Origin of the sequence: Bacillus sp. B-jedd, from assembly GCF_000821085.1 — a bacterium.
Taxonomy (GTDB): domain Bacteria; phylum Bacillota; class Bacilli; order Bacillales; family Cytobacillaceae; genus Bacillus_D.
In genome coordinates, this window is sequence record NZ_CCXR01000001.1 from 1,369,528 (window position 1) to 1,387,854 (window position 18,327).

At 45.5% G+C, this 18,327-nt stretch carries 19 protein-coding genes; 5 read left to right on the forward strand and 14 right to left on the reverse strand.

What is annotated here, in order from left to right:
- Positions 1–110: 110 nt before the first annotated feature.
- From BN1002_RS06725 to BN1002_RS06755, 7 genes are all read right to left on the reverse strand, one after another.
- Positions 111–821, reverse strand: coding sequence for a PepSY domain-containing protein (locus BN1002_RS06725; protein WP_231575093.1), 711 nt, complete (start codon positions 819–821; stop codon positions 111–113).
- Positions 822–922: 101 nt separating this feature from the next.
- Positions 923–2,281, reverse strand: coding sequence for a HAMP domain-containing sensor histidine kinase (locus BN1002_RS06730; RefSeq protein ID WP_048824242.1), 1,359 nt, complete (start codon positions 2,279–2,281; stop codon positions 923–925).
- Complete coding sequence (locus BN1002_RS06735) at positions 2,278–2,973, reverse strand: response regulator transcription factor (protein ID WP_048824243.1); 696 nt, start codon at positions 2,971–2,973, stop codon at positions 2,278–2,280. The genes BN1002_RS06730 and BN1002_RS06735 overlap by 4 nt, the downstream gene beginning before the upstream one ends.
- A gap of 198 nt (positions 2,974–3,171) precedes the next feature.
- Positions 3,172–4,362: an NAD(P)/FAD-dependent oxidoreductase gene (locus tag BN1002_RS06740; protein ID WP_048824244.1), complete on the reverse strand. Its 1,191-nt coding sequence runs from the start codon at positions 4,360–4,362 to the stop codon at positions 3,172–3,174.
- Positions 4,363–4,510: 148 nt separating this feature from the next.
- The gene (locus BN1002_RS06745) at positions 4,511–5,122 is read right to left on the reverse strand and encodes a hypothetical protein (RefSeq protein ID WP_048824245.1); all 612 of its coding nucleotides are present in this window, start codon (positions 5,120–5,122) and stop codon (positions 4,511–4,513) included.
- Positions 5,103–5,633, reverse strand: coding sequence for an RNA polymerase sigma factor (locus BN1002_RS06750; protein ID WP_048824246.1), 531 nt, complete (start codon positions 5,631–5,633; stop codon positions 5,103–5,105). The genes BN1002_RS06745 and BN1002_RS06750 overlap by 20 nt, the downstream gene beginning before the upstream one ends.
- Positions 5,634–5,793: 160 nt before the next feature.
- A complete protein-coding gene (locus tag BN1002_RS06755; RefSeq protein ID WP_048824247.1) occupies positions 5,794–6,366 on the reverse strand; it encodes an FAD-dependent oxidoreductase in 573 nt (190 codons plus the stop codon).
- A 201-nt stretch (positions 6,367–6,567) separates the two neighbouring features.
- Between BN1002_RS06755 and BN1002_RS06760 the strand changes: the two genes are divergently transcribed.
- The 3 genes from BN1002_RS06760 (at position 6,568) to BN1002_RS06770 (ending at position 10,773) form a co-directional block, all read left to right on the forward strand.
- A complete protein-coding gene (locus tag BN1002_RS06760; protein ID WP_048824248.1) occupies positions 6,568–8,439 on the forward strand; it encodes a site-specific DNA-methyltransferase in 1,872 nt (623 codons plus the stop codon).
- 173 nt (positions 8,440–8,612) lie between these two features.
- Positions 8,613–9,500 (forward strand): GNAT family N-acetyltransferase, encoded by an 888-nt coding sequence (locus BN1002_RS06765; RefSeq protein ID WP_048824249.1) that lies wholly within the window; start codon positions 8,613–8,615, stop codon positions 9,498–9,500.
- Positions 9,501–9,516: 16 nt separating this feature from the next.
- Positions 9,517–10,773, forward strand: coding sequence for a GNAT family N-acetyltransferase (locus tag BN1002_RS06770; RefSeq protein WP_048824250.1), 1,257 nt, complete (start codon positions 9,517–9,519; stop codon positions 10,771–10,773).
- 56 nt (positions 10,774–10,829) lie between these two features.
- On the opposite strand, the gene BN1002_RS06775 is transcribed toward BN1002_RS06770, so the two are convergent.
- The 3 genes from BN1002_RS06775 to BN1002_RS06785 all read right to left on the reverse strand — a co-directional run bounded on the left by BN1002_RS06775 (position 10,830) and on the right by BN1002_RS06785 (position 14,698).
- On the reverse strand, positions 10,830–12,716 hold the full coding sequence (locus tag BN1002_RS06775) for a GGDEF domain-containing protein (RefSeq protein ID WP_048824251.1): 1,887 nt from the start codon (positions 12,714–12,716) through the stop codon (positions 10,830–10,832).
- 114 nt (positions 12,717–12,830) lie between these two features.
- Positions 12,831–13,787, reverse strand: coding sequence for an ABC transporter permease (locus BN1002_RS06780; protein ID WP_048824252.1), 957 nt, complete (start codon positions 13,785–13,787; stop codon positions 12,831–12,833).
- Positions 13,788–13,801: 14 nt separating this feature from the next.
- Entirely contained in the window at positions 13,802–14,698 is an 897-nt protein-coding gene (locus BN1002_RS06785) for an ABC transporter ATP-binding protein (RefSeq protein WP_048824253.1), read from the reverse strand.
- A gap of 135 nt (positions 14,699–14,833) precedes the next feature.
- On the opposite strand from BN1002_RS06785, the gene BN1002_RS06790 reads away from it, so the two are divergent.
- Both BN1002_RS06790 and BN1002_RS06795 read left to right on the forward strand, forming a co-directional pair.
- On the forward strand, positions 14,834–15,712 hold the full coding sequence (locus tag BN1002_RS06790) for a GNAT family N-acetyltransferase (protein ID WP_048824254.1): 879 nt from the start codon (positions 14,834–14,836) through the stop codon (positions 15,710–15,712).
- Positions 15,713–15,794: 82 nt separating this feature from the next.
- Positions 15,795–16,769 (forward strand): aldo/keto reductase, encoded by a 975-nt coding sequence (locus tag BN1002_RS06795; RefSeq protein ID WP_048824255.1) that lies wholly within the window; start codon positions 15,795–15,797, stop codon positions 16,767–16,769.
- A 129-nt stretch (positions 16,770–16,898) separates the two neighbouring features.
- Here the strand turns inward: BN1002_RS06795 and BN1002_RS06800 are convergent, their stop codons facing one another.
- From BN1002_RS06800 to BN1002_RS06815, 4 genes are all read right to left on the reverse strand, one after another.
- Positions 16,899–17,252 carry a hypothetical protein gene (locus BN1002_RS06800; protein ID WP_048824256.1) on the reverse strand — a complete coding sequence of 118 codons (354 nt, stop codon included), beginning with the start codon at positions 17,250–17,252 and terminating at the stop codon, positions 16,899–16,901.
- Positions 17,253–17,428: 176 nt separating this feature from the next.
- The gene (locus BN1002_RS23210; RefSeq protein WP_082036164.1) at positions 17,429–17,719 is read right to left on the reverse strand and encodes a hypothetical protein; all 291 of its coding nucleotides are present in this window, start codon (positions 17,717–17,719) and stop codon (positions 17,429–17,431) included.
- Between the two features lie 185 nt (positions 17,720–17,904).
- On the reverse strand, positions 17,905–18,033 hold the full coding sequence (locus BN1002_RS06810; protein ID WP_048824258.1) for a hypothetical protein: 129 nt from the start codon (positions 18,031–18,033) through the stop codon (positions 17,905–17,907).
- 62 nt (positions 18,034–18,095) lie between these two features.
- Positions 18,096–18,323 (reverse strand): hypothetical protein, encoded by a 228-nt coding sequence (locus BN1002_RS06815; RefSeq protein WP_048824259.1) that lies wholly within the window; start codon positions 18,321–18,323, stop codon positions 18,096–18,098.
- Positions 18,324–18,327: the final 4 nt, after the last annotated feature.

Below are 18,327 nucleotides of genomic sequence, written 5' to 3' on the forward strand. Positions count from 1 at the left end.
ACCTTCCACTGCAATCAACTTACATTTAACTTTATGTGTAAATAGTAACTTCAACCTAAATATATTTTTAATTATCGCCTTCGTGCATAATAAATGGCTCAGCAATTGCCTTATTCATCCCATAACACCGACATGACTGCGCCTGTAATGGCGTGGACTTGTACGGTTGCCTCCCGGTCATCGACGGTCTGGATTTCCACTAGATAGAACGTCTGGCCATTTTCTGTTTCCAAATCGATGTCATCCACTTCACCCTGAACTTCTTTCTGGGCAATGGAAGCTGCTTCATGTTCGGTTATTCTTCTCGGCGGATTGGCGGGCTTTGTATCTTCAGACAGCACCGCGCCAGTTTCAGCATTGACAATGATGGTGGATGTATTTTGGTCTGCATCCTTCACAACTCCTTTGTAAGCTGGCTTTCCATCAGCCGTGGCTTTTTCAAAGGAAACGAGTTCCCCAGGTGCTTTTGCAAGGATTATCTTTTTTATTTCTTCTTCGGAAAGGGAGCGGGAGGGGCTATCTTCAGGTAACTTTTCAATCCACTCAATTGCGAGTATTTTTCCGGTTTTTCCATCAACCTTTACTTCGTAAAAATGCCCCTGTATTTCCATTTTCGCATAATAGATCTGCTTTTCTTCCTGCATGGAGGAAACACTTCCGCCATAGCGGTTTTCAACCAGTTTCTTTGCTTCTTCCTTGCTTAACTCCTCAGCCGCTGAGCTGTCTGGCCGGAACAAAAACCAGCCTATCAGTGCCGCAAGTCCGAAAAGAGCACCGAATACAGCAAAATAACCCCATCTCTTTTTCAAAATAAATTTCACCGCCTTCAAGTCCGGTTCCCCGTTCATTCTTGGTTCCATTTTCCCGCACGAACATTAAAATCTGCTGAGAATCTTTGAAAATTCTCTCATGACCGGACATTTTATTTATCACATCTTCTTAAATAAAGAAAGGCCGTTGTTCCGATTCCTGGCTTGCTTGAAAGCTCGACACGGATTCCAAGGGCGTCGGCAAGTTCCTTTGCAAGGGAGAGGCCGAGGCCGGAGCCGCCCATCTTTCTGCTCCGTGCCTTATCAACCCGGTAAAACCGGTCGAACACCTTCGGAAGTTCATCCTCCTCAATACCAATTCCTTTATCAGCAATCTCGATAAAAGCCTCGTTTCCCTTGCTTCCAAAGGAAATGGAGATAGGGGCGTCACTGTATTTCTTCGCGTTATCGAGGAAAATGAACAGCAGCTGTTTCAGCTTTTGCTCATCTGTGTTCAGTATTAGCTCTTTCCCGGAATGGTCAAGAACGATCTCCCGGTTAAAGGCATTTTCGAAAGCTTTTGCTGCGGAAAAAATGAGTGAACCCAGCTCAACAGATTCCATCCGCAGGTTCCATTGTTCATTATGTTTTGCCAAAAGCAACAGCTGCTCGGTCATTTCCTTCATTCGGTCGGCCTCGGAGTGGATGGCCTCGACCGATTCCTCGAAAAGCTTAGGATCCTGGAGGCCCCGCCTTTTCAGCAGGCTGGAATAGCTCCCAATTATGGTAATTGGTGTTTTCAACTCGTGGGAGGCATTCGAGATGAATTGCTGCTGCTTGTCAAAGTTCGCCTCGAGCAAATCGATCATATGGTTGAATGTATCTCCCATCTGGTAAAGCTCGTCCTTTGATTTGCCTTCCAAGGGCAGGCGTTTGAACTGTCCGCTTCTGCGGATATCGGACATTGTCCTGATCATCGTTGTAACAGGTCCGATAATGATTTTTCCGAGGAAAGCACTCGATGCGAGTACCGGTATCATTGCAGCCAATGTTGCCAAAAGAAGGACGAGCCGGAGTGTGCCGACTATTCTCACCGCTGGTTCCAGGCTTGTCGTCATTTGCAGATTGGCGACTTGGCCGTCTGGCAAAATAACAGGCATTGATTGGAAGGAATAATCCTTGCCTTTATAGCTGATCCTGCCGCCCGTTTCACCGGCTAAATAATTCGGAGCCCGCTTAGCCAGCTCTTTCTCCGACAGGGAGGTAACCGTAGCCACTGGTTTTCCGTCAATGCCGACAAGTTGGATCATCCCGTCGACCGGGACATAGGCGCGCAGCAGCTCAGCTTCCGGAATTTTGCCAAGCGATTGGGTCACTACCGCGGACGATTTCTTCATTTCCGCCTCCGCCGATTCCATATGGCTCGTGAAAATCAACTTGCTGAAGGATAAATAAATGAATAAATTCATAATAATTAAGACAAGTGCGAACAGGGCGGCTGTATAGAGGTTAATCTTTAAACGGAGCTTCATTGGCTCTCACGCAAAACATAACCTACACCGCGAACGGTGTGAATGAGCGGAGGGAGGCCCGCCGTGTCGACTTTTTTCCTTAAATACCGGATGTAAACATCAACCACATTCGTATCTCCGGCAAAATCATAGCCCCAAACCTTTTCAAGAATTTGGTCTCTTGTCAAAACCTGCCTGCGGTTGGTGAGGAGGTAGACAAGCAATTCATATTCCCTTGGAGTCAAATCAATGGACATTCCATCCCGGTTGATTTCCCGTGTTTTCTCATTCAGCTCCAGCCCCGCGAAAGAAAGGAGGCCATCATCCAGTTCAGGATCGCGTTTCTTTCCGGTTCGCAGCGCAGCACGGATCCTCGCCAGGAGCTCTTCAATCTGGAACGGCTTCGTAATGTAATCATTGGCGCCCAAATCAAGGCCAGACACCTTATCCTCAACCGTTCCTTTCGCCGTCAGCATAATGATTTTCGTATATGGATCATTCGTCCGGATTCGGCGGAGAAGGTCAATCCCGCTCATTCCAGGCAGCATTACATCAAGCAAAATCAAATCCCACTTCCCGGTTCTGTAGGCTTCAAGTCCATCAATCCCGTCAGCTGCCTTCGTAACCGAATATCCCTCAAACTCAAGCTCCAGCTCTAAAACCCGCGCAATCTTTTCTTCATCCTCAACAACCAAAATCTTTTCCTTGCCCAACACAAAAAACCTCCCAACAAAAACTCAACGATCAAATAATCCCTAACATTAAAATAGAACAAAACAAACCAATTTTCCACTCCTGATGAAACGGGGGCCGGTTTAAGCTCTTCTTAATTCAAAAGCCCACGGCAAGAATCCATTCAAGGAAATATAAAAAGCCGCCCGAAATGGCGGGCGGCAAAGCTTTCGCTATATTCATTTCCTTATTTCTTTGAGCAGGAGGCGCGGACCGCCAAGCATGAGGAAATACCGTTTTTCGATGACCCATTTCATGAATGAAGCGAATCTGCCGTGAATCGGCTTTCCATATACAACCCCGGTCGCATTTTTATGCCCCATGCTCATGACCGTGCCGCGGTGGATATATTTGAAGGGTTTTGCGGTGAAACCATAAATTTTCGCCGCCAGATTGTAACCGCAGTACTGCCCCTGCTGCAGGGCGATTTGCGCTGTTGGCGGGTAAGGTTTCCCGTCAGGGGAGAAGCTGACGGATGCATCACCGAGCACATAAACGTCCCGGTAGCCAGGGACTTCGCAATACTCATTCACGATGACACGGCCGTCCCTGTATGTCTTAAAGCCTAGATCCACTAAAAGAGGGTTCCCTTTGACGCCGCCCGCCCAAATAAACGTATTCGTCCCAATGGAAGTTCCATCTGCAAAAAGAACTTCATTCCCGGTACAGGAAGATATCGCGATTCCTGTTCTGAAATCGGCTGGAATTTTCGCCGCCGCTTTTTTTGCATCCTTGACCATTGATTCCTCATAGCCTTTGAGCAAATCATCATTTGCTTCCACGCAAACCAGTTTGACTAGCTTTTCGTCTATCCCATAGTCTTCACACATTTCCGGCAGCTTTTCGGTCAGTTCATAAATGAACTCCATCCCCGAGAACCCGGCTCCTCCCACGACAAAGGTGAGCCGCCTTTCATCCCGGTCTTCAAGATATTTCTCGAATTGTTCTTCAATATGGTCCCGGAGCCTGTTTGTTCCTTCCCAGTCGAAGAGGAAGAAGGCATGTTCCTTTACACCTGGCAAGCCGAATGTCTGCGGAACGCCACCGATTGTAATAACGAGATAGTCATAGTACAGCTCGCCAGTCTTCAGAGAAACGCTTTTCCTGCCGAGGTCGATCCCGGTGACTTCATCGACGATGAAATTGACGCGCCCAGGGTCGATCAATTCTTTGATTGGGTAGACGATAGACTCAGGGGGAATTGTGCCTGCGCCAGATTCATGGACCTTGGTTGTCAGGTAATGGTAGTCATTCTTGTTCACGAGCGTTATATCCGCGCGCTTCCCATGAACTTTCTTTTGCAGAGTAACAGCGGCCAGCAAACCGGCGTAACCCCCACCTAAAATAACAATTTTCTCCTTATTTACCATCCGTATCACTCCCTTTGTATATAGTATACTATTATGCTCATTAATTCACAATCTAATATTGTGAAAATATGAACAAATTCACATTTTTTTCTAAAAACGCCATTTCAAGATGAAAAAGGCTGCCGGAGAAAAGTCCGGCAGCCTGTATTTAATCTCTTATTCGCAGTGTCCTGGCGATGGCGTCACTTTCTAAATCCTCGACATAAGGGGTATAAAAATAAACATGGTAGCGTAGCTTCGATTTTTCTGATAGGAAAAAGTAGTGCCTGATTTGTGAGGCTTCCATTGTCTTCTGGTGGTCCAATGTCCAGTGAAGGTGGTAGCGGTAACCCGGTAAATTGGCGCTTTCGAATACATTTTGCTGTTGAATGTTTTGGTGCATCCCTTTTTCAGTCAGGATTTCGATTCCGCCCACTTTTTTATCTCCCTGGTAAAATTCAGCTTCCTCATTCGACAGTTTCTTAACCGCAAAAACGCCCATCGGGTCAAACGAAAACTTTTTCCCCTTGTACACTTCAGTTCCAGGATGCCAGGGGTCACTGCCGGAAAAAAAGTTAATTAATAAAGTGGAGAGGCCGGCAATCAGCACAGCCACAACCAGGAAGTTCAACATCGCCGGGAACAGGCTTCCCATTGGCCGCCGGGCAGGCTGGCTTTTTGAAAGAGAAGAAGCAATCCCATTCTTTTGGGCTTGATTAAGCTTATGGCGGGGAAACTTGCTCAATTCCTGGACGATTTCTTCATTCGTTAATGGCGGCATTCCGGGCACCTCCTTTGACACCAGATGTCATCTTTCTCAGCCCTTCAATCGCGCGGTGAAAGGACAGATTCACTTTTGCTTTTTCCCAGCCGAGCACAGCAGCTGTCTCGTCTGGAGTTAGCTGCATAATGCCGCGAAGGATGAGGACATCCCTATAAGCGGGTTTCATTTTTTTGATCCACTTATACAGCTCCTTCTTTGTTTCATCTTCAAGGACGAGATCAAGAGGTGATTTATCCCCCGAAGCGGACTGTTTCAAAAGAGTGGCAGGAAGGAATCGGCGGAATCGGTCTTTACGTAGCTGGTCGATTGCTACATTCCTTGCAATTGAAATCAGCCATGTTTTTGGATTGGATCGGCCTTCGAATTTGTCTGAATTTTGATAGGCTTTCAGGAATGCTTCCTGGACAAAATCTTCAACATCTTTCCTTCCAAAATAGTAAACAAGATAATTGAAAATATCTTCATGGTAGTCATGGAACCATTGCTGGATGAGGTCGTCTTTCTCCATTTCTGGCCTCCTTTTACTGCTTTACCAATTAGACGGAGGAAGGAGGATTAAATTTCACATCGATAAAATTCTTTTCATATAACCTTTTAAGTTCGTCCGCCATCCTTTTTTTTGCAAAAGAAAAGACCATGCATTTGAGCATAGTCTTTGCAGAGTTTTTTTATTCTTTAGGTTTTAAGATGTCGTGGTCAACATAGCGCTCGCCATTCAGCTCGCTGATGACGTTTATAGCAACCTTGGCTCCATCACCCGCGGTGATAATAGTATGGACACTCACTCCCGCGCAAGTGCCAGCAGCCCACGCGCCATCGACATTCGTTTTTCCGTCCGCTTCGACATCGAGGACAGTCTTGATTCTTGGCTCCGTTCCAGGCTTGGTTTTCACTCCGAGCTTCTCAGCAAGATCAACTCCTAGCCCCGTAGCAAAAATAACATGCTTAGCTTCAACATTTCCTTTGTTTTCAGTCATGATGCTGAAGCCTGAATCGTTCTTTTCAACGCTTGTTGCTGTGTCTACAATTAATTCCGCACCGAATTTTTTAGCCTGGGCCTTGCCGGTTTCTATCAGGTCAGGGCCGGAAATTTCCTGTACCCCGTAATGGTTTTCGACCCATGCCCGTTTAGTCATTCCTTTGTCACTGTCAATCAGGACCGTTTTCTTCCCGGCTTTTGCAGAAAAAAGGGCCGCGCTGGCCCCGGCTGGTCCGGCTCCAATAATGGCAATGTCAAACATGTTGTATCCTCCTTTTGAAAATCTTGAACTAAAGATATTTTAAAAATATACCCTCCATGAAGTCAACTAAACAGCTTCCCCTTACGTCTATCCTTTCATATGAACGGTTTCGTCTTTAGCCTGTGAACTGTTATGATAAAATATAAATGTTAAACTCACTACTCAATCTATAAATTTTACTAACTGCAAGGGGAGCTATGGATGCAAAAGATTGACCATACATCGCTTGAAATCACGGAACAAAACAAGAATGAATTGATCCGGCTGTTTCCGGAGGTCTTCAGCGACGGTGAAATTGATTTTGAAAAACTGAAAATCCTTCTCGGAGGAAAAGCAGAAGAAGGGCGGGAGAGGTACGAATTTACCTGGAACGGGAAATCAGCAGCCACAAAAATCGCCCAGACCCCTTCCGCAGGGACACTTCGACCAGAAAGGCAAGAAAGCAAGGACTGGGAAAAAACCGGAAACCTTTATATCGAAGGGGATAATCTTGAAGTGCTGAAAATCCTTCAAAAAGCTTATTTTGGCAAAATAAAGATGATTTATATCGATCCTCCTTATAACACCGGCCGGGACTTTGTCTATAAGGACAATTTCCACGACAGCATCAGCAACTATAAGGAAATCACCGGCCAGGCGGCGAAGGCGAATGCCGAAACGAGCGGGCGCTTCCATACCGATTGGCTGAACATGATGTATCCGCGCCTTAAACTGGCCAGAAACCTTTTGTCCGACGATGGCGTTATTTTTATTTCGATTGATGATAATGAAGTTACGAACCTGAGGGCAATTTGCAACGAAATTTTCGGTGAAATAAACTTCATCGCCCAGCTGCCGACCATCATGAACCTGAAAGGGAACAATGACCAGTATGGTTTTTCGGGAACACATGAATATACACTCGTTTTTGCCAAAAATATCACTAATGAGGATTCGATCGGCGAACTGCCTCTGACGGAAGAGGATATCGGTGATTACAGCCTTAAGGATGAAAAAGGCTTTTATAAACAAGGTGCGACTTTGATGAGGACCGGCGAGGCGGGCGCCAGGGAAAAGCGTCCGAAGGGATTTTATCCTATTTACGTCTCAAGGGATTTGACAAAGATATCAATTGAGCGGATGAACACTGATGATTATGAAGTCTACCCGAAGACGGCCGACGGAAAAGAAATGTCCTGGCGGCGTTCGAAGGAAACCCTCGCCGAAACGTATGGTGAGATTATTGTCAAAAAAACCGCCAACGGTATTTCGTTTTACAAAAAGCAGCGGCTTGAGGAAGATGAAGGGATTCGCGGAAAAAAACCAAAAACCCTTTTTTATAAACCTGAATACAGTTCGGGAAACGGTACGAACCTGTTGAAAAGCCTGTTTAATGGAAAGGTTTTCGACAATCCGAAGCCGCTTGATCTAATTAAGGATTTGATTCTGATTGGCTCTGGGGAGGAGGATATTATCCTAGATTTCTTTTCTGGTTCCGCGACGACCGCCCATGCCGTCATGGAAGTGAACAGGGAGTACGGCACGAAACGAAGGTTCATCATGGTCCAGCTTCCCGAACGGACAGTTCCCGGCTCGGAAGCTTTAGCGGCCGGCTTTGAGACCATTTGCGAGATCGCCAAGGAAAGGATCCGCCGCGCCGGAACGGGCGGCGCGGAAATGGATACCGGCTTTAAAGTGTACAAGCTGGATTCGTCTAACATCAAAGCCTGGGATCCGGACTACACGAACCTCGAGCAAGATTTATTTGAACTTGAGGACAATATTAAAGAAGGACGGACAAAAGAAGACTTGCTGGCAGAGTTGCTTCTCAAGGTAGGCATTCCATTAACGGAAACGATTGAAGAGACCATTTTTGCCGGCAAAAAGATTTATAATGCAGGACACGGTGCCCTTCTTCTTTGCCTTGAAGAGGAGATTACGCTTGAACTTGTCAACGAAATGGCCGGCATGAAATCGGAGTATATGGATACCCGGGTGATTTTCAAGGAATCCGGGTTTCAAAATGATACGATCAAGACAAATGCGATTCAGACTTTGAAAAAGAGAGGGATTACCGACGTCAGGAGCGTCTAGAAAAAATATAGGGCAGTCGCAAGAAACCGCAAAGGAGAAAGCACTGCTGAATAGCAATTTTATACTGAGCCGGCCGGGATTCTCCCAGCCGGCTATTCCATTTTGACGGAAAAGCTTTTGAGCCGTTAAACTATAGGAGATGGAAAATAAAGCTAATAAAAGGGGGAGATGGCATGCAAGAAATCAGAAGGCTGGCCGATTGCTCGTTAAAAGAAGTGTTGGCGGCTTGGAATGCCGGGTTTGAAGGATATTTTGCAGATATGACAATGACTTACGATGCATTTCTAAGAAGGTTTCCCTTTGAGGATTTGTCGCCTGAACTGAGTGTTGTCGCTTTTATGGACGGTGAACCCGCCGGGCTGATTGTTAATGGGGTAAGAAAGATTGATGGGGAAAATACAGCATGGAACGGGGGAACTGCCGTAGCGGTTAAATATCGGAAGCAGGGCGTTGGCCGGGCACTGATGGAAGAAACCTTAAAATTGTATAAACAGGAGGGCGTCGCGTTCGCCATGCTGGAAGCAATCGAAGGAAATGACAAAGCAATCTCCTTATACGAAAGCCTTGGCTATAAAAATGTAGACAGGCTCGAATACTTGGAGCTGAAAGGGAAGCATGATCAAAACCCAGCGGCGCCATTTAACCAGTATACTTTCCGGAAAGCGGCTCCACTACATGCCGGAATGCTGCCGTTTTATAAAGGAGGAAACCCATGGCAGACACATTGGCAAAGCGCCAAGGATGCCGAAGCCGTCATTTTGTCAGATAGCAGCGGAAAAGATGCAGGTTATGCTTATTTTAAAAAATCGTTTAATGAGAATGGTGAACATATTGGCACGACTGTATTCCAATGTGAAGCAGATGAAACAAGGGACGACGCCGAGGACATTCTCCAGTCCTTAATAAGCTATATTTTCGGTTCCTTTAATGAGGATATCCGCAGGGTAATTGTGAATCTTCCTTTGGAAAGGAGCCGTCTTACCCATTCTGTCTTTAAGCAAAACGGTTTCACTCCGTTCATCAGCCAGGTCATGATGAACAGAAGTATGGAAAATCAATAAGGGGGGAGGGGCGAGCGTGCAATCGGAAATCAGGAAAATGACGAAGGAGGACTTTCCCGCATTTGCCAACATGGCCATCCAGGCTTTTCCGGCGGGCAAGGAAAATACTCCGGAATATAAAGAAAAGCTTGCCGCCAATCTGGTCAGAATCCAGGAACAATCCGGCACCATTAAATTTTATGGTTTGTTCAGGGAGGGTAAGCTGGTTGGCGGGATGCGGCTCCATTCGTTTGAAATGAACATATTTGGCAAAATGGTTCCCACTGGAGGAGTAGGCTTGGTGGCAGTGGATCTTTTGCACAAAAAAGAAAAGGCGGCTAAGGAATTGATCGGGTATTTCATCCGCCATTTCAAGGAGAAAGGCACATCCATTACTATGCTTTATCCATTCAGTCCAGCATTTTACAAAAAAATGGGCTATGGTTACGGTACAAAAATAAATCAATATAAAATTAAGCCTGGCAGCTTTCCGGGCGGTGGAAGCAAAACTGGCCTCACGGTGCTGACGGAGGCTGAAGGTGGTTCCATAAAGGACTGCTACAATCGGTACGCGGAGAAAACCCACGGGATGATCGTAAAGACATCTTTTGACATTGAATCATTGTTCAAGAATCCCGTGAACAGGTATGTTGGATATTTTTGCGAAGGTGAATTGAAGGGGTATATCGTTTTCGGATTCGAAGAACAGGATCAGAAGAACTTTCTCCGCAATCACCTAGTCATTCGAGAGTTTATTTACGAAACACCTGAGGCGCTGTCTGCCTTGTCCGTTTTCCTCCATACGCAGTCCGACCAAATTGAACGGATTATCCTGAATACCCAAGATGAGGCGCTGCATTACCTGCTTGGGGATCCGGCCAACGGAAGCAATCACCTTATCCCAAGCGTGTATCATGAGACGAATACTTCCGGAGTGGGGCTTATGTATAGAGTGAGCTCGCTGGATACGATCGTTGATGATTTCAGCGGCAGGAATTTCAATGATGTATCTGTAAGTTTTTCGCTGAGGATCAAAGACAGTTTCCTGCGGGAGGAGCCGGCTGTCCACTATTTTATATTAATGGAAGGAAAACTACTAAAGGGGAAGGAAGGCGATTCAGAGTTTGAAATCACCTTGGACGTTTCTGATTTGTCTTCGCTATTGATGGGAGCGGTTGATGCGGGGAAACTGTATCAATTTGGTAAACTCAAATTAAGCAGCCCAGGATATCTGGGGATAGTAAAAAAGGCTTTTCAGGCAGACGAGAGGCCAATCTGCATGACTCCGTTCTAAATTGGATTTTCATTTAATTATAAAAAAGAAACGGCCAAAAAGTCTGGCCGTTTCTTTTAATTGACTGGTGTCCTATGGGGCATGACGGAGCATTCATCAATCCCGCATGCTCTGTTTTTCCCGGACCGTTTCGCTGTGTATAGGGCTGAATCGGCCTCCCTGAGCAAATCCTTTGGGGTACAATCATTTCCAGGGACCATGGAAGCATATCCTGCGCTTATCGTTATGAATTGGTCAATTTCCGAAGCTGTATGCGGAATTTTTCTGTCCCTTACGGATTGTCTGATGGAGTCCGCAACTTTCCTGGCTCCCTCCAGGTCGGTGTCGGGAAGGATAATGACAAATTCTTCGCCGCCGTAACGGGCCGCTAAATCTCTCGGCCGTTTAACCGATTTTTTTATTATTGCTGCAACTTCTTTTAAAGAGTCATCACCTGCCAGGTGGCCGAATGTGTCATTGTATAATTTAAAGCAATCAATGTCGATCATGATGGCCGCCAATCCCGCTCCTGTCGCTTTGCAGCGTTCCCATTCATTCGCAAGAGTTTCCTCAAAATAGCGCCTGTTGGGAATCCCGGTCAGACCGTCCAGATTGGAAAGCATTTTCAGAAAATCATTCGCTGTTTCAAGGCTTTTTTCTCTTTCCTTGCGCTTTGTCGCATCCCTTGATATCGCCAGGATGGATTCCACCGCTCCTTGTTCGTTGAAAAGCAATTTCGCAATCGTTTCCAGCCAGACATAACCGCCATTTTTTAGCATATGGCGATAAATCAATGTAAAATGATCATCCATGCCTTCAATGTCTCCCAGTTTCAAGCTGCCTACCTCTGCAGCGTCTTCCTCATGGATACAGCTGAAAGCATTTTTGCCAACCAATTCCTCCTGAGAAAATCCGAGTACATCCTGACAGGCCGCCGATATATATTCATAACGGCCATCCGGCTTAAGAAAAGCGATGAGATCCTTGGAATTCTCCGTTATAAAACGATATCGTTCTGTTGCTTTCCTTAAATCCTTCTCAAGCCGCCTCCGTTCGGTTACATCGCGGAAAATGGCCTGGATGGAAGGAGAGCCTTCATAAATGATAGCTTTCTGGGTGATTTCGATAATTAGTCTGCGGCCGTTCGGAACAATGATTTCGAAATGCCGGGTTTCTGCTTCGCCTTTAATATCCTCAAGTTCCTCGAGTGTCTCTTTTGTTCTCGCGTGGAATTCGGGCCTTATGAATTCATAAATGGACCTGCCAAGCAAAATATCCATGGGGATTTCGACCATTTTACACGCCTTTTCATTGGCAAAGATTATCGTTCCATCCCGGTGGACAAGGATGGGTTCAGGAGAAAAGGTTACGAGATCCCGGTAGCGCTTCTGGCTTTCTTTCAGATGCTCCTCCAGTTCCTTTTCCTTGGTAATATCCTCAACATGGCCTACCACATATTTCGGTATGCCATTATCGTCGAGGATAAAGGAAGCGGATAATTTACCGATAAACATATCGCCATTTTTTCTGATGTACCGCTTCTCTTTGGAGTAGGGCTTTTTTCTTTGGAGGGCTTCCTTATAAAGCAACATGTCCTTGTCCCTGTCTTCAGGGTATGTAAAATCAATATACGAAAGTGTTTTTAGCTCTTCCATTGTATAGCCGAGCATCTCCAAAAATTTAGGGTTGGCATCAAGAATCCTACCGCTTCGTTCAGCCAGCATGATTCCAAGAGCGGAATGGATGAAAACCGACTCTAGCTTCTGGTTTTTCTCAATAAGCTCTTTCCTGAACTGCTCTGCTTCAATGCGATGTTTTTTTGCGAGCCTTAACTGCCAGATCGTGCATATACAAAGAAGGAGCGTCAGTAAAGGGACAGGCTGCCAAAGGTTATTAGTTACAAGCGAGTATATGTAAACAATTATGCTCGAAGCAATAATATAAAAAAACGTCTTATTTTTCACAAAGTATCACCCAATTATAATTATACAGCATTCTGGGCCAATGCGGTTGGTTAATTTTACTAATTTCATTAAAGAAAAACCGGAAGCTTCTGGCATCCGGTTAAAGTAGTTCTTCTATGCGGATACATCCCTCTTTGAAAACACCCAGAAGGCGAGAAAGTGAAAAAAGCCGAAATAAATGGTAAGCATGATGATGGAAAAACCGAGTGTCATTCCTGATATGAGCGGAGTTCCATCAAGATAGACGGTCAGGTCAGTATTGGCAAAGAGAAGATACTTCGCCCATTCGAACTTACTGGCCAGCAGCATTGTCAGTGTTCCGCCAGTCAGGAGAAGGAATAAGGAAATTCCAATTGCGAGTGAGCTGTTCCTGAATACGGCGGATATCATAAACGCCATCGTCGCGACCATCAATATGTCGATTGAGCTTAATAGATACTCTGCCACTAGTTGAAGCCCCATACTTCTTTCGTAAACATGGCCACCAGAGAAAACAAGATGGGGCGATGGGCTATCCGGAAAGCCGAAGAGGAGGAGCCCGACAAGAAGTGAGAAAGAAAACAATAATGCAAGCAGGCAAACCCCGAATAAAAATACTGTCAAGTATTTGGACAAAAGGATTTTCGGTCGGCTGATGGGCCTGATCAGGAGCAGCTTGATTGTTCCCCACGAAAATTCCGAAGAGACAATCCCGGCTGCGATGACAATCGTGAATAAACCGACTATGCTGATGAAGCTCTGCGAATTATCTACAAATGACCAGACATGTGTCCCGGTGGGAGGGGCCATGTCATGTTTAAGCCTGTATTCCTTAATGGCGATTTCCCGTTCATAAAAGGACCTCAAGTTCGGGTTCGTCATGCCGAAATCATCAAGGGAAGCACGGTCATTGACAAGCTGCTTTTCCAGCTCGGTTTTCCAAAGTGGATTTTCCTGAGGAGGATTTTCGGCTTCTTCATATTTTGCCAGTCCAGCCATTCCCATAACTAGCATGATGACAATTCCAATCATTACGTAAGTGCCGGCCCTGCTGAAGATTTTAACAAATTCATTTACAATCAGGTTTTTCATTATGTAAGCTCCCCTTATTTAGAGGTGAGTTCGAGGAAACGGTCTTCAAGTGATTTTGCTTCTGACCTGATCCCAAACACATTGATTTCCTCTTCCACCAGCTGTTTTAGAATCGCAGGAATATCTTCCCGCCTGGCATTGACCGTAAACCCGCCTTCAGAAATGGAGGCATCCCATTTTTCACAAATCCATGATTCACTCCCGTCAAGCGGGCCCGTTTCAAAAAAATACACCGTTTCATTTTTTTCTGCTAATTCATGGACACCCTGGACGTCAATGAGCTCCCCATTTTGAATGACGGCTATCCGGTCGCACATCAGTTCCATTTCGGCAAGCAGATGACTAGAAACGATGACTGACATACCTCTTTCCCGCGCAAGCATCCTTAAATGATCCCGGATTTCCCTGATTCCAGCCGGATCCAGGCCGTTTGTAGGCTCATCAAGGATGAGAATTTTCGGATCATGAAGCAGACATTGGGCAAGGCCGAGCCGCTGCCTCATGCCGAGTGAATATGTTTTTACTTTGTCATGGATGCGCTCGGAAAGGCCGACAAGATTGACAACTTCGGCGATTTTTTCAGTACCGATCCCTCCATGCATCCGGCTGTATTGAAGAAGATTCTGATAGCCGGAAAGGAATTTATACATTTCGGGATTTTCAACGATAGCCCCGACATGTCCGATAGCTTTTTCAAAATGATCCTTTACACTTGTCCCGCATATGATAATATCGCCATCGGTCAGAGCCATGAGGCCGACAATCATCCTAATCGTCGTCGTTTTGCCCGCCCCGTTCGGCCCCAGGAAGCCGAATACCTCGCCTTCCCTTACTTGAAAACTGAGATTGTTAATAATCGTCTTCTTCCTGATTTTCTTTGAAACATTTTTTAACTCGAGTACCGTTTCCATTCAGTTTCCTCCAGACATGCGAAATAGCCTGTAAAAATAGTATCCTTCATTTATACTACACTATCTCGCGATAGTGTGAAATCGCAAAAAGGAGTATTATGGAAAAGGCAGGACAAAACTTGGGAGGGACCGAAGATGGCATTTGTATTCGCAAAGGATTATCGAGACAACGATGTTTTAAGAAAAAGCCTCAGCCGGCTCGCGGAAACCATCTTTGGCATTCAATTTGAAGAGTGGCATTCCAACGGCTATTGGACAGATAAATACATACCATATTCGTTTTGTGATGGGGAAGAAGTCATTGCGAATATATCGGTCAACAAAATTCAGTTAGTTATTAACGGCATCTACAAGGACGCTTTGCAAATAGGAACAGTCATGACCCATCCAGGTTACCGCGGCCGCGGATTGTCACGGACTTTAATGGAATACATTTTAGAAGATTTCGACGGAAAATACGATGTAATCTATTTATTTGCGAATGAAACCGTTCTAGGCTACTATCCTAAATTTGGTTTTAGGGAGGCTGAAGAATCTATTTTCTCCGTTTCTTACTCAGGAAAATCTAAAGGCGGCCTGAATGTCCAAAAGCTTGATATGGAATGCCATGCGGACCGGGCATTCTTGTATAATTTTGCAAAAGAAAGGATTCCGGTTTCAAGCGTGTTTGCGTCAGCCGGAACAGCCGAGCTTCTAATGTTCTACTGCTTGAATGTTTTTAGGGATATGGTTTTTTATTTGAAGGATGAAGAATGTATTGTGATTTATAGTGAACAGGGGGAGGAACTCCATCTATACGATTTGGTCAGCAAGTCGGAGGTGGATTTAAAACCCGTCCTAGCAGAATTGACAGGGAGCAATAAGCGAAATGTTATCTTCCATTTTACGCCCCAACTCGGTGGGTTTCCGTTTGCCATCCGACCTTTTAAAGGGAGCGAAACCTTGTTCATCCGTTTTGGCAGGAAATTCATTTTGCCGGCGCGATTCAAACATCCTGTTACTTCGCAGGCGTAAGGAAAGTAGGTTATTTGTTTGCCCACGTTCAATTAATGAGTAAAATGGACTTAAGTTAATTAAGTGAAGAGGGGGAACTAGGATGAGAAAAATGCCTTTGGAGAAAAGGGGAATTACTGACAGCAGGCTTGTGCTGGGCTGTATGGGATTCGGGGGCGGCTGGGACAACAGCCCGATTAGCACCGAGGAAGAAAAAAAGGCGGAATGCGGAATTGAAGCGGCGCTGGAGACAGGTATTACAATGTTTGATCATGCGGATATTTATACGAGGGGAAAGGCGGAAAAAGTATTCGGAGGCTGGCTGAAGAAGAATCCTGGCATGAGGGAGAAGATTGTCATTCAGAGCAAATGCGGAATCCGGGTGGCCGATGGGCAGTTTCCGGGACGCTATGATTTTTCAAAAGACTATATCCTCCGCTCAGTCGATGAAATACTTGACAGGCTCCAAACAGATTACTTGGACATCCTCCTCTTGCACAGGCCAGATCCGTTGATGGAGCCTGAGGAAGTGGCGGAAGCGTTCGAAAGATTGAAAAGCACCGGCAAGGTGAAAAACTTCGGCGTTTCCAATATGAATGCGGGGCAGATTAAACTACTTCAAGCATATATTGGCAGCCCGCTTGTGGTGAACCAGCTTGAAATAAGCCTGAAAAAAATCGATTGGGTGGACCAGGGCGTCCATGTCAATCAGTCGGCGGGCAGAAACAGCCATTTTGCAGATGGGCTGTTGGAACATTGCATGCTTGAAGACATCCAGATCCAGGCGTGGTCGCCACTCGCTAAAGGCATCTATACCGGCGGGAAGGAGCCGGACACCCAGGCCGAAAATGCCACAGCTTCACTCGTTGCAAAAATGGCTGAGGAAAAAGAAACAACCCGTGAAGCAATAGTTCTTGGATGGCTGATGCGCCACCCGGCGAATATCCAGCCTGTCATTGGGACAACCAACCCTGAAAGAATCAGGAACTGCGGGGATGCAGTCCGCCAGTCAGTTCTTATGACAAGGGAAGAATGGTATTCTCTTTACATAACCTCCCGGGGAAACAGACTGCCTTAAAAATGCTTCCCCGTTTGGCTGACAAGAAGTATAGTATAAACCTATGAAAACGGCTTAAGGCTGTCCCGTGCGACAATGCGGGACAGCCTCTGTTTTTTTGGGTTGCTCAATGTTTTGTTTTAAATGCTCTTAATCCAAATCTGGCTGGAAGCCTATCAAATGCGCTTTTTTGTCGACTCCTACGCGGTTTTGGTCCGGGAAGGTTATGACAGAGCTGATGTATTCCCAAAGGATCAGTAAATTTGTAATGCATGTTTCTTCCACCTGATCCTCTTTAGGGATAGCTCTTCCTTCGTCATTCCTAATCATTGTCCGCTTATAACATGGGTTTTCCACCCATATTCCGTAATTGTCGCTTTTTACGAGTTTGGCGAGGTACCATTCGTCAGGCCTGTAAATCCCGGTAACATCACCAACCATTTCTTGAGGGAAATTGCGCAGCTTTATTTGGATTCTCTCATTTTCAAATTCATCAAGAAGCATACTAATTTCTCCTTTCTATGTGTGATTCATTCTCTTTGTACTTCTTCCTTTTGAAAAGAATTCTAAACTTTTTTTTCACATTTCCCGACATTTCGACTTTGCCGAAATTAAAAAAGGGCCTAGCTCTCTTATATTTGAGAGCCAAGCCTTTTTTAAAAATACTTTTACTTATTGTTTCAGCGATAGCCGCCGTATCCGTAAGGGTACCCAATTCCATGATGATGGTGGTGGTAGTGGCCGTACCCGTGATGAAGGCCTGGATAACCATAGTGGCCTCCCAATCCGCCATAACCGCCGAGTCCTCCGTATCCGCCATAACCTCCTATACCTGGATACCCTCCAACTCCGCCATAACCCGGATAACCTCCCATGCCCCCATAGCCATGATATCCCCCTAAACCGCCATAACCTGGAAATCCTCCCATGCCCATTCCTGGGACATTCATTGGAAATTGTCTATTATCCATTCCCGACATCCTCCTCCTTTTTTCCATCCACGATAGTTTATGAAAAACTCATTTCCCATGTGAACGAATTGGAGATATGCATCGGAATTTATTGGATAAACCATAAGAGGAAGAGGGCATGATAATTTTTGTCCCGCCGAAAACAAATGAAAAACCTGGCATATTGCCAGGCGGGCTGATTGCGATTATTTTTTATCCGTGCATTCTTCCTGCGGTTTAAAGGGATTCCGTTCAGGCTCAATATCTTTGCCTAATTTTTCTTTTTTTTCCTGCTCAAGAGAGTCACTTTTCTCTTTATCATTATTTACAGACATCCCTCTTCCTTCCAATGGAGGTTTTTCAGATTCAAAAAGCTAAAAATGTTTGGGATAGATCTTTACATTCCTGTTTTATACTTTCGGGCACTTGATGACTCATCCTTGGTGTGATGTTCCCTTTTCTCTTCCTTTTGCTCGATTTTTAAATCTTCCATAGGAATAGGATCGACATTTTGTTCGCTTTCGAATTTGTCGAAAAGGCTTTCTTTTGCGGTAGGATATTGTTCAGGGTGATCCCTGTTTCCTTGCTTAGAGCTGCCGGGAGTTTGGTTATCTCTGGTTTCCATCACT

Excerpts from the sequence above, each read along its gene's own strand:
- BN1002_RS06780 (WP_048824252.1), bottom strand. The coding sequence starts at position 13,787 with ATGAAAAACCTGATTGTAAATGAATTTGTTAAAATCTTCAGCAGGGCC.
- BN1002_RS06750 (WP_048824246.1), bottom strand. The coding sequence starts at position 5,633 with ATGGAGAAAGACGACCTCATCCAGCAATGGTTCCATGACTACCATGAA.
- BN1002_RS06760 (WP_048824248.1), top strand. The coding sequence starts at position 6,568 with ATGCAAAAGATTGACCATACATCGCTTGAAATCACGGAACAAAACAAG.
- BN1002_RS06785 (WP_048824253.1), bottom strand. The coding sequence starts at position 14,698 with ATGGAAACGGTACTCGAGTTAAAAAATGTTTCAAAGAAAATCAGGAAG.
- BN1002_RS06730 (WP_048824242.1), bottom strand. The coding sequence starts at position 2,281 with ATGAAGCTCCGTTTAAAGATTAACCTCTATACAGCCGCCCTGTTCGCA.
- BN1002_RS06765 (WP_048824249.1), top strand. The coding sequence starts at position 8,613 with ATGCAAGAAATCAGAAGGCTGGCCGATTGCTCGTTAAAAGAAGTGTTG.
- BN1002_RS06745 (WP_048824245.1), bottom strand. The coding sequence starts at position 5,122 with ATGCCGCCATTAACGAATGAAGAAATCGTCCAGGAATTGAGCAAGTTT.
- BN1002_RS06810 (WP_048824258.1), bottom strand. The coding sequence starts at position 18,033 with ATGTCTGTAAATAATGATAAAGAGAAAAGTGACTCTCTTGAGCAGGAA.
- BN1002_RS06755 (WP_048824247.1), bottom strand. The coding sequence starts at position 6,366 with ATGTTTGACATTGCCATTATTGGAGCCGGACCAGCCGGGGCCAGCGCG.
- BN1002_RS23210 (WP_082036164.1), bottom strand. The coding sequence starts at position 17,719 with ATGGATAATAGACAATTTCCAATGAATGTCCCAGGAATGGGCATGGGA.
- BN1002_RS06800 (WP_048824256.1), bottom strand. The coding sequence starts at position 17,252 with ATGCTTCTTGATGAATTTGAAAATGAGAGAATCCAAATAAAGCTGCGC.
- BN1002_RS06795 (WP_048824255.1), top strand. The coding sequence starts at position 15,795 with ATGAGAAAAATGCCTTTGGAGAAAAGGGGAATTACTGACAGCAGGCTT.
- BN1002_RS06815 (WP_048824259.1), bottom strand. The coding sequence starts at position 18,323 with ATGGAAACCAGAGATAACCAAACTCCCGGCAGCTCTAAGCAAGGAAAC.
- BN1002_RS06740 (WP_048824244.1), bottom strand. The coding sequence starts at position 4,362 with ATGGTAAATAAGGAGAAAATTGTTATTTTAGGTGGGGGTTACGCCGGT.
- BN1002_RS06790 (WP_048824254.1), top strand. The coding sequence starts at position 14,834 with ATGGCATTTGTATTCGCAAAGGATTATCGAGACAACGATGTTTTAAGA.